Genomic DNA, 12,859 nt, shown 5'->3' with positions numbered 1-12,859 from the left:
CAGCAGGCGTCTCATGCTGCTGCAGCCGGTGCCGCTCCACAAGGAAGCCCGCATAGGAGGAACCGCCCTCATGTCCCTTCTTCGACTGCTCTTGCTGTCCGCCTTTTTGATCCTGTCCGCTCAGGGCCCCGCGACGGACCTCCGTCCGCGCGCAGAAGACGCCGCCAAGCCGGTGCAACTTTCCGATGAGCACCTAGCCGCCGCCGGCCGGGACCGGCGGATCATCATCAACTTCGACACCATCTCCGGCGATCGAAATTTCGGGGGCCGGGACCCGGCCGAACTGGTGAAGTGGAAATTCCACGTCATCGACGCCGCAGATGTTCAGATCGACAGCGTCTGGTGGTGCTGGGGTGAAGGCAATGTGTCACCCTGGCCCAGCCGGATCATGCCACTCTATGACGCCGAGGGTTACCGCCGCTGGAAGGAGCAGGGCATCGACATCGCCGCCATCTTTGCCGAGGAGTCCAGGAAACGGGGTATCGAGGCCTTCTACAACTTCCGCATCAACGGCTCCGACAACGACCTGGGGCCCTTTCGCAAGGTCCCCATGAAGCTGAAGCACCCGGAATGGCTGATCCACACTTGGCCCGGTCCGGTCGGCCTGTGGAACTACGCCATTCCCGAAGTGCGCCGCTACAAGTTGAGCATTTTGAGGGAAATCGCGGAGCGGTTCGACTACGACGGCATCTCGCTGGACTTCGCCAGGGTGTGCCCGGTGCTGCCCCCCGGCAAGGCCTGGGCCAATCGGGACAAGATGACCGACTTCATGCGGAAGTTCCGAGCCATCACCGAAGAAGCGGCCCGGAAACGGGGCCGGCCCCTGCTCATCGGAGCTCGAATCCCTGAAAGCCTGGAAGGCTGCCGCTTCGACGGGCTGGATATCGAGACCTGGGTGCGCGAAGGGCTGGTGGACGTGCTGGCGCTGGGCGTTCGCAGCTTCGACGTGGACATCGCCGCCTTTCGCGACATTGCCGCCGGCACCCACGTCAAGCTCTATCCCAGCGTGGACGACCACCACGCCTCCGACGGCTACGCCACGCCTCCCATCGACATCTATCGCGGCGTGGCCGCCAACTGGTGGCGCCAGGGTGCGGATGGCATCCAGACCTTCAACTTCAACCACGCTCCCGATTTCCCCTTCCGCGGGGTTTGGGAGACCCACCTGGCGGCCTACCGGGAAATCGGCAGCCCCAAGACACTGCACCGCAAGAACAAGCGGTTCGTGGTGCAGCGCCGCGGCGGCGGCCACGGTCCCACGGTGATCCCCAACCCCCAGGACTGGAGCACGCCTCGCTGGATGTACTTCAACACCAACATGCTGGCGCCGCTGCCGGCCCCGCTGGCCAACGACGGCAAGGCCGACAGCCTCTTTACCGTCGCCGTGGCCGACGACCTGGGAGTCGAGCGCGAGCACCTGGAACGGCTCTCGCTACGCGTCCTGCTATCGGATCCCTCGGCCAAGGGACTGCCCCAGGAAGATCGCCTTCCGGAAGTTACGGTGGCCACCATCGGCCATCCCGACAGCCGCCTTGCGAACATCCCTCCCGCCAGGGGAATCGAGAAGCTGATCGAAGCCCGGCTCAACAACGCACACCTGGGCATGCCCGGCCACGAGGGCGGCTGGCTGGTCTTCGACCGGCTGTCGCCCGACCTGTTTGCCCCCGGCCCCAACCTGGTCGGCCTCCGCCTCACCCAGCCCAGGCCGAAGGCGGACGACCCCATCCTGATCGAGAAACTGGAGGTGGAGGTCCGCTACCGCCAGCCCTGAGCGGGCCGCGGGATCCGCATTCCTTGTGGAGCTTTAGAGATTTCTCTGCCCACCGAAGCAGGGTGAGATTCAGTGAAGTTGTCGTCTTCGGCTGCGGAGTCGGTGTTTCAATCCGCTTTCCTGACCGAAGCCGGGGGAGAGATGGATGGCCGCGCTCGGCAAGCCGAACTCCGACCCAAAGGCGTCATGAACCAGAGGCTGGACAAGGGGTCCAACTCACCGGCACGTTGAATCGTGCGCCAAGGGCCCTGATTTGCGGTTGCAGAGGAGGCGCCGGGGACGGGGCTGTGAGCGAGTGGCGGGACCGAGGTTGGACGTGCACTCGACGGGACGGGCCGCGACTTCGTTTTCTATTCAAGCCAATCGGTGCGGTCAGTCGAACAGGCGCAGCCCGACGGAGATCAGCACGCCGTTCGTCTTGTACCTGTAGTCGAGACGCACATCAGGCACATCGACGACCCAGTCGGTGAGCGAACGGAAGTAGCGGACTCGGACGTCTACCGGCCGCTTGAGCCGTAGCGTCGTTCCCGCACCGATTCCCCACGACCACCTGCCCAGGCGCTCTCGGTCTTCGCCGGCCACTCCGGTCTCAGGATTCGTTCCTCCGGTCGCGAACTCCGTCCAGCTTCGACGGAACCCGCCCAGGGCATAGACCTGGGCGAGGCCGGCTGCGACTCCTCGACCCAAGAGGATGTTGCCGCCTGCCCCCGCCAGGTTGCGGTAATCCCACTGGCCGGGCCAGACGTCGTGGACGTTCCCGTTCGGGGTCGGCGAGATCGTGCCCTCAAGCTTGCGCCGACTGGAGACGACACCCTCTACCTCCCCACCCACGAACCAGTTCCGGGATAGGCTCAGGTCCAGCCCAGCCGATAGGTTGCCGAGCAGGGATGGGCCGGAAGAGGATGAAGTGCTGGAACTCGATCCACCCTGGATGGTTACTTTCTTGGTGTGCTCAACCGTAACTCCGCCGATCTCTGGAGCGACGCGCAGGTAGATGCGGGACTGCGCATCTGCGGTTCCCGACTGAACATGCAGGCCGGTCGCCAATAGCAGGCCCATCAGCGCCCATGAGCCACGCTCCCGGGCTCTTGAAAATGCTCCTGTTCCTTTGATCCAACCACTGATCGAACGGTCGCGGGGGAATCTCATGCAATAGCACCCATCAACTGGCAGTCCGGCGGGTGATGACCTCGCGAAGACCCTCCAGCAGTCCCTCCAGCTTGGCCTGGCCGTATTCGAGCCGCCCAATCCGTTCAGCCAAATGCTTGTTGTCGGCCCGCAGCCAGGCGAACAGGCCGGTGGATAACAGGCCCAGGCCAATCCCCACCGACAGGATTGCAGTCATCTCTCCGCTCATGCTCCCCCATAGTACCGGTTTTTTCTCTCACACCCCCAACCACAATCCGCTGGGGAGGGAGGAGCCCAGAGCCGCCGGCCGGTCGGCATTTCTCGCCACAGACAGGCGGCATCGGCCCTCTGAATCTGGCAAATTATTCTTGGAGAGGGAGTTAGACTGAATTCCAAGGCGAGAACCGATACTCCGTAGTGTACCTCCAAGACTCGGGAACCTGAAGGCTCGGGGGGGCGCCCGGATTCGAGGAAAATCCCCGACTCGGGGACATTCTGCTAGAATACGCCTCCGGAAAAATTCCATGAACGATACGTCAACGCTATTCGCGATCGATGGCCGCAAGGGCATCGTCTTTGGGGCGGCCGGCGGCATCGGGGCGGTGCTCTGCGATCAGATCGCCCGGCGCGGCGCCGAACTGGCCCTGTGCGACATTCGGGAAGCGGCGGCGGTCGAGGGCGCCGAGAGCATCCAGGAAATGGGAGGACGGGCCATCGGGGTGGGGTGCGACGTCGATCGGGAGGCGGAGGTGGACGGTGCGGTGGAGCAGGCTGTGGCGTTTCTGGGAGGCCTGGACTTTGCCGTCAACCTGACGGTCAAGCAGCAACTGAATCCCATCGTGCGCATGACCCGGCAGCAGTTCGACCAGTCCATTCACACCAGCCTGGGGGGCAGCTTCCTGATCTCTCGGGCGGTGGGGAGAGTGTTGCTCGATCAGGGGCGCGGCGGCAGCCTGGTGCATTTCAGCAGCATTGCCTCGTCGGCAGCCTTTGGTCGGGGCACGGGCGCCTACGCCGCCTCCAAGGCGGGCGTCAACGCGTTGGTGCGGGAGTTGGCGGTGGAGTGGGCGCCCTTCGGGATTCGCGTCAACGCCATCGCCCCCTGCCAGGTGCGCACCCCGATGCTGGACTCGGTGCTGGACAACCCCGCGCTCGAAGACCGTGACGGCCTGCTGGAGAAGATCCTGTCACGGATCCCGTCCGGACGCCTGGCGGAACCCGCCGACCTGGTGGGACCCTGCCTGTTTCTGATCTCGCAGGCCTCGGCGATGGTGACGGGGCATGTGCTCTTTGTGGATGGGGGGTTCATGGCGCAATGACTCGATCCGACAACCGAAAAGGTCGGGCAGCCCCAAGGGTGGACAGTTCCGACCAGCTCCGGCTCTATGAACGCATGGTCTTGATCCGCCGCTTCGAGTTGCGGGTGCAGCGCCTCTACCGCGAGGGGAAGATTCCCGGCTTCATTCACCTCTACGTGGGCGAGGAAGCCACGGCCGTGGGGGTTTGCGCTCACCTGGGCGAGCAGGACGTGATCACCAGCACCCATCGCGGGCACGGCCATGCGCTGGCCAAGGGCCTGTCGCCCCAAAAGGCCTTGGCCGAGCTGGCCGGCCGATCCACGGGATGCAACGGTGGCCGCGGGGGCAGCATGCACCTGTATGACGCCGAGACTGGGCTGCTGGGAACCAACGGCCTGGTGGGAGCCGGTATTCCGGCGGCGGTGGGTGCGGCGCTGGCGGCAAAGGCGGGCGGCAGCGGCGGCATTGCCGTGGCCTTCTTCGGGGACGGAGCCGTCAGCCATGGCGCCTTTCACGAGTCACTCAACCTGGCGGCCACCCTGGCTGCCCCGGTGGTGTTCGTCTGCGAAAACAATCTCTACGCCACCAGCACGCCCTTGACCACCTCCACCCGCAACACCCGAATCGCCAGCCGCGCCTCCGCCTACGGAATCCCCGGGGAATCGGTGGACGGCAACGACGTGCTGGCCGTCCACCAGGTCATGGGGAAGGCAGCCGCACGGGCCCGGGAAGGGCAGGGGCCCACGCTGATTGAAGCCCGCACCTACCGCACGGTGGGGCATCACGAGGGCGAACCCCTGGCGGGCACCTATCGGTCCCAGGAGGAGATCGACCAGTGGAAGCGCAAGTGCCCGATCTTGCGCCTGGGCCGGCGACTGACCCGCGGTGGCGCGGCCGGCAGAGCCGACCTGGATGCCCTGGAGTCCCGCATTGAATCGCAGGTCGACGAGGCCGAGAGGTTCGCCCTGGATTCTCCTCTGCCGGCAGAAACCACGGTTCACGATTTCGTCTGGGGACCTCTGGTTCAAACGCCGGAGGGTCAAGCGTCCCGCCCCGAAACCCGCAAACAGGGTTGGCTGGAGGCCACCCGGGACGCCATTGCCTCCGAGATGAGGCGCAACCCCAACCTCATCTACTTCGGCGAAGGCATCGGCCAGCGTGGCGGCAGCTTCGCCCACACCAAGGGGATGTGGGAGGAGTTCGGCGGGGATCGCATGATCGATACCCCCATCTGCGAACTGGGCTTTACCGGGGCCGCCTTCGGGGCGGCCGCCCGGGGTTGCCGCGCCGTCAGCGACCTGATGTTCAGCGACTTCATGTTCGAGGCTGCTTCCCAGATCATTCAACAGGCCGCCAAGCTGCGCTACATGAGCAACGGCCAGTTCAGCGTGCCGCTCCTGATTCGGGCCCCCATGGGGGTGATCAAGAGCGCCGGTCCCCACCACAGCGGCGCCTACTACCCCATCTGGGCACACTGTCCCGGCCTGATGGTGGCGGTTCCCTCCAACGCGGCCGATGCCAAGGGCCTTTTCACCACCGCGCTGCGCACCGACGATCCGGTCATCATCATGGAGCCCAAGGTGCTGCTGTCCAGCGAGGACGAAGTGCCGGCCGGAGAATGGGTGGTGCCCTTCGGTCAAGCGGCCGTGGTGCGACCGGGGAACGACCTGACGCTGGTCACCTGCGGGGCGCTGGTGCATCGTTGCCTGGAGGCGGCCGGGCAACTGGAATCCCAGGGGGTCGGTTGCGAGGTGATCGACCTGCGCACCATCGTTCCCCTGGACGTGGACACCCTGATCCGAAGCCTGGAAAAGACCCACCACCTGCTGGTGGTGGATGAGGCCTTCTCCATGTGCGGGCTGGGAGGAGAGATCGCAGCCGCGGTAATGGAGCACGGCTTCGACCTGCTGGATGCCCCGGTGGGTCGCCTGCATACCGAGCCGGTAGCCCATCCCTTCAGCCCTCCCCTGGAAGCGTCCATTTCCCTGACCGTGGACCGCATCCGCCGCGCCGCCGAGTCTGTCCTGGCCGGGGTCGCGCCGGCGCCCAGGCGTCTGGCAGGCAGCGCGGAATCCTCTCCGGTTCTCACCCCGGCGCCCTCGCCGGCGCCCGCCCCGGCGATCGCCGAAGAGTCTGAAGACACTCCGCAGGAGACCCGGGAAGCACCGCAACCGCCGCCGGTGGAAGGCGGCATCCCCGTCATCATGCCCCACCAGGATCTGACCATTACCAAGGCCACCGTCATGCGCTGGCTGGTGGAGAAGGGCGAAGCGGTGAAGAGTGGCCAGGCCGTGGTCGAGGTGGAGACCGACAAGGCTCTCACCGAGATCGAGTCGCCGGCCGACGGCGTTCTGGCGCAGGTCGTCGCCCCCGAGGGTACGGTTGTGAACCTGGGGGAGCCGCTCGGCATCCTCAAGCCGCCAGCCTGACCCGTGAAGGAGCGCGGCAAGGGAGAGTGGAATGAGGCTCGGGGCCACCATCGAGGACTATCTCCGATCCAAGGATCCCCGGGACTACGTGGAGGAGTGCCGAAAGCAGGGGTACCGGGCCGTCAGTTGGCCTGAAGCCTTCGCGGGCGCCGGGGACGAGCTTGCCGAGATCAAGCGGACCTTTGCCGCCGCCGACATCGTGGTGGCCGAAGTGGCCGCCTGGGTCAACCCGCTGGACCCCGACGATGGGAAACGGCAAGCGAACCTGCGAAAAATCGCCGAGACCCTGGCGACTGCCGACGAGCTGGAAGCGGTCTGCTGCGCCACCGTGGTCGGCTCCTTCGACCCCAGCGGCTCGCCCTTTGCCCACGTGGGCCACCATCCCGACAATTTCGGAGCGAAGGCGTTCGAGGCGGTGGTCGAGTGGGTGAGGCAGGTCCTGGACGAGGTCAAGCCCTGCCGCACCCGCTTGACGCTGGAGATGTCTCCCTGGACCCTGCTGGACGGACCGGAGGTGTACCTCAGGATTCTGAAGGCAGTGGACCGCCCGGGACTGGCCGTGCACCTGGACCCGGCCAACGCCATCCGGGACCCCCGCGACTTCTATACCACCGGGCAGGTGATCCACCGCTGCTTCGACCTGCTGGGACCTTGGATCCGGTCCTGTCACGCCAAGGACATCCACCACGCCCTGGATTCCAGGACGGTGGCCATCCAGGAGGTCCTGCCGGGGCGGGGGGTGCTGGACTACGACGCCTACCTGCGCCGCATCGAAAGGCTGTCTCCCGAGACGCCCCTGATCATCGAGCACCTGGCCGCCGAGCCGGAGTACGCCGAGGCCGCCGGATTCATCCGCCGGGTGGCTGAACAGGCCGGCGTTGGTCTGTAGCTCCGGATCGTTTCGACGGGGCCGCGGCAGTCTCCGGATGCAAGCGCTCAAGGAGGACCCATGGGTAGCAGACTTGCCGGTAAAGTAGCCCTGATCACCGGGTCCAGCAAAGGCATCGGGTCGGGCTTGGCCATTGGGCTGGGCGCCGAGGGCGCCCGGGTGGCGGTCAACTTCAAGACCGATCCCGAGGGAGCGGAACAGACCGTGCGGCTGGTGTCCGAGGCCGGCGGCGAGGCCGACCTCTTTCAGGCCGACATCGGTTCCCGGTCGGACTTCGAAGGGATGGTGGAGGCCGTCTGCCGGAGGTTCGGCCGCCTGGACGTCCTTATCAACAACGCCGCCCGCACCCGCTTCGGTCCCTTCTTCGAAGTGACCGAGGAGGACTTCGAGGACGTGGTCTCGACCATCCTGAGGGGGCCGTTCTTCGGCTCCATGGCCGCGGCCCGCAGGATGATGGAAGAGGGCGGCGGGTCCATCATCAACATCAGCTCCATCGCCGTAAGGCAGATCATCCCCTTCCACTCCAGCTACACCATGGCCAAGGCCGGTCTGGAAGCCCTGACCCGGCAACTGGCCCTGGAACTGGCGCCGCGGGTCCGGGTCAACTGCGTGGCCCCGGCAGCCACCAGCAACGATCGCAATCGCGCCTACGACCCCGATTTCGACCCCAAGTGGGCCGCCGTCACCCCCGCCGGCAGAGTGGGACAGGTGGAGGACTATGTGGGGCCCTGTGTCTTCCTGGCCAGCGACGAGTCCGCCTATGTCACCGGGCAGATCCTGACGGTGGACGGCGGCTGGACCCTACGGGGCTGCACTCCCGACATGTCGGATTTCGACTTCTCGGAAGATCGCCGCAGGGGCTGATTCCGAAGACATTGCTGCCCGACCGCCAGCCAGATCGGGATCCACCGCCATGCCCTCTTCCATTCTGCTGATCGATTACAACTTCGACTGGGTCTTGCGGGAGGGCTATCTCAATCCCCGGACCCGGAGCGGCTTCCTCACCCTGGAGGAGGTAGTCTCGGTCTGTGGAGAGCTCGGCGCCGACGGGCTGGAGCTCATGCACCCCTACTGGGAGGACCGCCCGCCCCGCCGGCTCAAGCAGTTGGCCGCCGAGGCCGGCCTGCCGCTGGTCTGCTACATCTTCCATTCGGACCTGATCGTTCCGCCGGACTCTGGGCGGGAGGCGGCGGAACGCACCTTCAGGCTGCTGGACCGGACGGCCGAGATGGGCGCCCGGCTGGCCATGATCGTGCCGGGAACCGTCAAGCCGGAGCTCCCTCTGTCCGAGCAGCGATCCTGGTTGGTGGAGGGGCTGGCGGTCTGTGCGGCTCATGCCCGGGCCATCGGGATCACCCTGGTGGCGGAGAACATCGACTATCCGCCGGTGCAGCCTCTCATGGGGCGGGGGGCGGACTGCGCCGCCATTGCCCGCCAAGTCGATTCCCCGGCCTTTCGCCTGATCTTCGACACTGCCGCGCCCCTTTTCGTTCACGAGGCGCCCCGGCAGGCTCTGGCCGAAATGGCGCCCTACCTGGCCCACGTTCATCTGAAGAACGCCCGCCCGCTGGAAGCCGGAGAGCCGGCCGGCCGCTATCTGGACTCCACCCGCGGATGCCGCTTCCAGGGGACCTCCCTGCGGGAAGGCATCGTTGATCTCGAGCCCCTGCTGGCCGAGCTGCAACGCCTGGATTACGACGGCTGCCTGTCCATCGAGTATCAGGGTGAAGCCGACCCCCGCGAGGTCCTGGTCCGGGACATTGCTTGTGTGCGGCGCCTGCTCGGGTAGGGCCCCTGGGAGCGCGGGCGTCCCGCCCGCACAAACCCCCTGCAGCCTCGCCCATCTTTTCCACCCGGATGGACCGCCGGCGGCGCCTTGGCGCTGCTTGGTCCGGACCGATGCGGTTCCCGCCGGCAGGATGGCCGGCTGCGGCATCGCTGGGAAACTGAGCGGCAATCCAGGGGAGAGGATGCAGGCGGGACGCCCGCGCTCCCGGGGGTGTCGTCCCGAGGTTGCGGTGGGGGGAGGAAGCCGCTTCCCCCGCTGGCGATCACACGGCGGTGTCCGTCTCCACCTTGGCGATCAGCGCCTTCAGGTTGGTGTAGTTGATGTGCATGGCTTCGATCAGCGATCCGCTGGGCGGCCTGAAGTGGGTGGCCAGGGCCAGGACCGCTTCCGAGCGGTGGTCGCGCAGGTTGCGCAGGATGGTGAGGTAGTCCACCTGGCCGTCTCCCAGGGCGCGCCAGCCGAAGTCGGCCCCGGGGCCGTCCAGGACCTGGACATCCTTCATGTGGAGGCTGTGGAGGTTGGGCTTCAGATTGAGGAAGCCCGCAGTGGCCTGGTCCCGCTCGGCTGAGAGCAGGGCGTCGGCCGGTGACCACTGGACCTTGAGTCTCCTGGATCCCAGGCGCTCGGCCAGCCGGCGGAAGTTTCCGGTCGAGCTGACGTAGTTGAAGGGCCTCATGCCCAGCACCAGGTCGACGTCGTACTTCTCGGCCTGTTCCAGCATCAGGGAAAAGGCCTTGACCAGCTTCTCCATATCCATTTCAGCGATGATGCCGCCCCGGGTCGCCCAGCGCATGGGCCAGGTGGGGCCACCGTAGCCGCGCTCCCCCGGCCAGACGAAGCTGTAGGAGAGCACCGAGGGCGCACCCAGCCGGGCGGCAATCTGCATGGACCGAACCACGGCCTTGAATTCCTTGAGAAAGTCGGGGTTCCGGGTCATGGTCTTGAGGTCCAGGTCCAGCAGGGGCAGGTTGTGGAAGGGAATCCAGGCGCTGAGCATCAACAGCTTGCGGCCGTAGCGGGCCAGGCTCTCGCCCACGCGGTCCACCTGGGCATCGCTCATCTCGGGAATTGGCGCCACTCCCGGGACGGACTGGAACCAGACGTGCTCGATCCCCATGTCCCTGGCGACCTCCAGTTCCTGCTCCAGAGTCAGCTCGTCCGCGTCCGTCAACTCGTCGATCCACATGGCCAGCTTGAACCGATAGGGCCCGCTTTCACCTCCGGACCGGTCGGCCGGCTCCGCCGAACCCGTCTTGGCCAATAGCGTCGATGCCACGCCGGCCTGCAGGGCCCGGCCCACAAATCTTCTGCGATCATGATTCATGCCAACCCCCCGCATGTCTCGGGCGGATGTGCGACCCGCAACATGGTTTGGAAGATTTCCGTGTGATCCCTTGCGGTATCCGTGCTATTAATTCTCTGTAGATTCCGTTTTGAGATCATTTAACTCCAAGTTGAGTGAAGTGTCCAGAATAGCTCCAGGCCACGGCTCCGGCTCACCGGTTCGCGTCGCCGACCGGTGGGAGAAGCGACGTTAGGCCTGGGGCGGAACTTGAGGAGGGGATGCCGATGGGTAATCGTTTCGCCGCCCCGATCGCCATTGGGGCAATCCTGATCATTTCTATCTGGTCGTTCGGATGCAGCAACGGGACCGGAGACGGGAGCAACGGTTCCGGCCACGGCCAAAAGGAAGACGGTCACGCGGGCTCCGCCGCATGGAGCTATGCGGGGCCCACCGGTCCCGAAAACTGGGGCTCCCTGTCAGCCGACAATGCCGCCTGCAGCGACGGGCGCATGCAATCCCCGATCGATGTCGTGGATGCCTTTCCCGCCGAGGGGCCGGACTTGACCTTCGACTACAAGCCCTCGCCATTGAAGATCGTCAATAACGGCCACACCGTGCAGGCGAACTATGGGCCCGGCAGTGTTCTGACGGTCGCGGGCAGGCCTTTCCAACTTTTGCAATTCCATTTCCATGCACCAAGCGAGCACGCCATCGCCGGTTCCCGCACGCCGATGGAGGTGCATTTCGTGCACGCCGATGCGGAGGGATCTCTGGCGGTGGTCGGTGTGATGATGCAGGAGGGAAGCCAAAACGATCCGCTGGCTTCGGTATTCGCCAACATGCCGGCCGAGGCCGGACCGGAAGTCGAAGTCGCCGACACGACCATCGATGCCTCGGCCATGCTGCCCTCCGAGGCAGGCACCTACTCTCACTACAAGGGCTCGCTGACCACACCGCCCTGTAGCGAAGGCGTGAACTGGTTCGTAATGGCGAAGGCAATCGAAGTGAGCGCAGAACAGATCGGTAAATTCGAGGGGATCGCTTCACCCAGCGCGAGACCGCTGCAGGCACTGAACGACCGTTTGCTGATCGGGGCTCCTTGACCGCTCGCTGTCTCAAAGGCTGTCGGCGCCGTCGGTCAGCCAGTCCAGGGTGAAGCGGGCCAGGATCATCCTGGCATGCCATTCGGATTCGTACAGGCACAGCACCGTCATGTCGGGGGCGATGGCCAGGTCCGAGTAGCCGGAATATTCCTGGTGGAGAAGCTTTGCCACCGGCCAGGTTCGGCACTCGTCATAGCTCATCCGCACTGTCAGTAGCGCTCGTTCGGTCTGGCTCGATGGGTGGACAAGCAGGACACGGTTTCTGCCGTGCTTGCCGGCAGTGGTGAAGCGAACCAGGCTGCCCTGCACCGAGGGCTCGGGCATCCCCGGGTCGAAGTTGACCTCCGACCAGGTCTCTCCGCCGTCGTCGCTCCACGCGTAGGCGCGCAAGTGCTTTTTCTGCCGGCTGCGCATGTTCATGTAGATACGGCCGTCCACCGTTTCCACCGACATCGACTCGTCCGAGAGGTCGATATCCAGCGGCTGGCTGCGGCGCCAAGTTTCTCCGTGGTCGTCGCTGTACATGGCAAAGGAGAACTGCACCTTGCCCCAGCCGGCCGGCCTCCAGGTTCTGGGTCCCGGGGACAGGTCGCCCCAGCTTGAGACCAGCAGCCGGCCGCTTGTAAGCTGGATGCCGTGCCCCGGACCCACGCCCAGATAGCTCCAGGAGGGATCGACCACCTGTTCGGATATCTCGCGCGGTTCGCTCCAGGTCGCCCCTTCGTCGCCGCTCTTCGACACGAACACCCGTTGGTTGTTCTTGCAAAAGACGAAGACCACCTCTCCGGTTTTCCGGTTCACCACGGGCACGGGCTGGTTCACCGACAGATCGCCATCGTCGAAAAGAACCTGAAGCGGACCCCAGGTGAGTCCCTGATCGGTGCTGCGCTTCAATACCAGATCGATATCGGCATCGTCGCGGCAACTGTCCCTGCGTCCCTCCGCGAATGCCAGAGTCGTCCCCCCGGGGGTCATCACCAACGCCGGAATGCGGAAGCAGTGGTATCCCGCCTCACCCTTGGAAAAGACGGTGATCTTCTGCAGAGGCTCGGGCTGGCCGTCCCCGGGGGACTCGGATACCGTGCAAGCGGCGCCCCCAATCGTCAGGACGCCGAGAAGTAAACAAGCTATCCAACTAGTGGCATTCATCACGAACCTCTCTGTCCA

The 12,859-nt window shown here is 65.4% G+C and carries 11 protein-coding genes; 7 read left to right on the top strand and 4 right to left on the bottom strand.

Translation table 11 applies throughout. From position 1 onward, the window contains the following. Positions 1–13 precede the first annotated feature (13 nt). Positions 14–1,771, top strand: coding sequence for a family 10 glycosylhydrolase (locus OXI69_07670; GenBank protein ID MDE2666012.1), 1,758 nt, complete (start codon positions 14–16; stop codon positions 1,769–1,771). Between the two features lie 372 nt (positions 1,772–2,143). On the opposite strand, the gene OXI69_07665 is transcribed toward OXI69_07670, so the two are convergent. Together OXI69_07665 and OXI69_07660 are read right to left on the bottom strand one after the other, a co-directional pair. After that, positions 2,144–2,830 carry an outer membrane beta-barrel protein gene (locus OXI69_07665; protein MDE2666011.1) on the bottom strand — a complete coding sequence of 229 codons (687 nt, stop codon included), beginning with the start codon at positions 2,828–2,830 and terminating at the stop codon, positions 2,144–2,146. A 103-nt stretch (positions 2,831–2,933) separates the two neighbouring features. Then, the gene (locus tag OXI69_07660) at positions 2,934–3,116 is read right to left on the bottom strand and encodes a hypothetical protein (GenBank protein ID MDE2666010.1); all 183 of its coding nucleotides are present in this window, start codon (positions 3,114–3,116) and stop codon (positions 2,934–2,936) included. 307 nt (positions 3,117–3,423) lie between these two features. Here OXI69_07660 and OXI69_07655 point away from each other — a divergent pair, with 307 nt between their 5' ends. Genes OXI69_07655 through OXI69_07635 form a run of 5 tightly spaced genes read left to right on the top strand, consistent with a single transcriptional unit; the run spans position 3,424 to position 9,304 of the window. After that, positions 3,424–4,218 (top strand): SDR family oxidoreductase, encoded by a 795-nt coding sequence (locus OXI69_07655; protein MDE2666009.1) that lies wholly within the window; start codon positions 3,424–3,426, stop codon positions 4,216–4,218. Between the two features lie 38 nt (positions 4,219–4,256). After that, positions 4,257–6,626, top strand: coding sequence for a thiamine pyrophosphate-dependent enzyme (locus OXI69_07650; protein ID MDE2666008.1), 2,370 nt, complete (start codon positions 4,257–4,259; stop codon positions 6,624–6,626). 31 nt (positions 6,627–6,657) lie between these two features. Beyond that, positions 6,658–7,515, top strand: coding sequence for a sugar phosphate isomerase/epimerase (locus OXI69_07645; GenBank protein ID MDE2666007.1), 858 nt, complete (start codon positions 6,658–6,660; stop codon positions 7,513–7,515). A 60-nt stretch (positions 7,516–7,575) separates the two neighbouring features. Continuing rightward, on the top strand, positions 7,576–8,379 hold the full coding sequence (locus tag OXI69_07640) for an SDR family oxidoreductase (GenBank protein ID MDE2666006.1): 804 nt from the start codon (positions 7,576–7,578) through the stop codon (positions 8,377–8,379). A 49-nt stretch (positions 8,380–8,428) separates the two neighbouring features. Beyond that, a complete protein-coding gene (locus tag OXI69_07635; GenBank protein ID MDE2666005.1) occupies positions 8,429–9,304 on the top strand; it encodes a sugar phosphate isomerase/epimerase in 876 nt (291 codons plus the stop codon). A gap of 262 nt (positions 9,305–9,566) precedes the next feature. Here the strand turns inward: OXI69_07635 and OXI69_07630 are convergent, their stop codons facing one another. After that, positions 9,567–10,628, bottom strand: coding sequence for a sugar phosphate isomerase/epimerase (locus OXI69_07630; GenBank protein ID MDE2666004.1), 1,062 nt, complete (start codon positions 10,626–10,628; stop codon positions 9,567–9,569). Between the two features lie 245 nt (positions 10,629–10,873). On the opposite strand from OXI69_07630, the gene OXI69_07625 reads away from it, so the two are divergent. Then, the gene (locus tag OXI69_07625; GenBank protein MDE2666003.1) at positions 10,874–11,692 is read left to right on the top strand and encodes a carbonic anhydrase family protein; all 819 of its coding nucleotides are present in this window, start codon (positions 10,874–10,876) and stop codon (positions 11,690–11,692) included. A 12-nt stretch (positions 11,693–11,704) separates the two neighbouring features. Here the strand turns inward: OXI69_07625 and OXI69_07620 are convergent, their stop codons facing one another. Next, positions 11,705–12,841, bottom strand: a complete 1,137-nt coding sequence (locus OXI69_07620; protein ID MDE2666002.1) for a sialidase family protein — start codon at positions 12,839–12,841, stop codon at positions 11,705–11,707. Positions 12,842–12,859 lie beyond the last annotated feature (18 nt).

Source organism: Acidobacteriota bacterium (genome assembly GCA_028875575.1).
Classification (GTDB): Bacteria; Acidobacteriota; Terriglobia; order Versatilivoradales; family Versatilivoraceae; genus Versatilivorator.
The sequence above is the reverse complement of the archived record's forward strand: the minus strand, read 5'-3'. Positions and strand labels throughout refer to the sequence as shown.

Coding starts and splice junctions, on each gene's coding strand:
- OXI69_07640 (MDE2666006.1), top strand. CDS start 7,576: ATGGGTAGCAGACTTGCCGGTAAAGTAGCCCTGATCACCGGGTCCAGC.
- OXI69_07635 (MDE2666005.1), top strand. CDS start 8,429: ATGCCCTCTTCCATTCTGCTGATCGATTACAACTTCGACTGGGTCTTG.
- OXI69_07625 (MDE2666003.1), top strand. CDS start 10,874: ATGGGTAATCGTTTCGCCGCCCCGATCGCCATTGGGGCAATCCTGATC.
- OXI69_07670 (MDE2666012.1), top strand. CDS start 14: ATGCTGCTGCAGCCGGTGCCGCTCCACAAGGAAGCCCGCATAGGAGGA.
- OXI69_07655 (MDE2666009.1), top strand. CDS start 3,424: ATGAACGATACGTCAACGCTATTCGCGATCGATGGCCGCAAGGGCATC.
- OXI69_07665 (MDE2666011.1), bottom strand. CDS start 2,830: ATGGGCCTGCTATTGGCGACCGGCCTGCATGTTCAGTCGGGAACCGCA.
- OXI69_07620 (MDE2666002.1), bottom strand. CDS start 12,841: ATGAATGCCACTAGTTGGATAGCTTGTTTACTTCTCGGCGTCCTGACG.
- OXI69_07660 (MDE2666010.1), bottom strand. CDS start 3,116: ATGACTGCAATCCTGTCGGTGGGGATTGGCCTGGGCCTGTTATCCACC.
- OXI69_07630 (MDE2666004.1), bottom strand. CDS start 10,628: ATGAATCATGATCGCAGAAGATTTGTGGGCCGGGCCCTGCAGGCCGGC.
- OXI69_07645 (MDE2666007.1), top strand. CDS start 6,658: ATGAGGCTCGGGGCCACCATCGAGGACTATCTCCGATCCAAGGATCCC.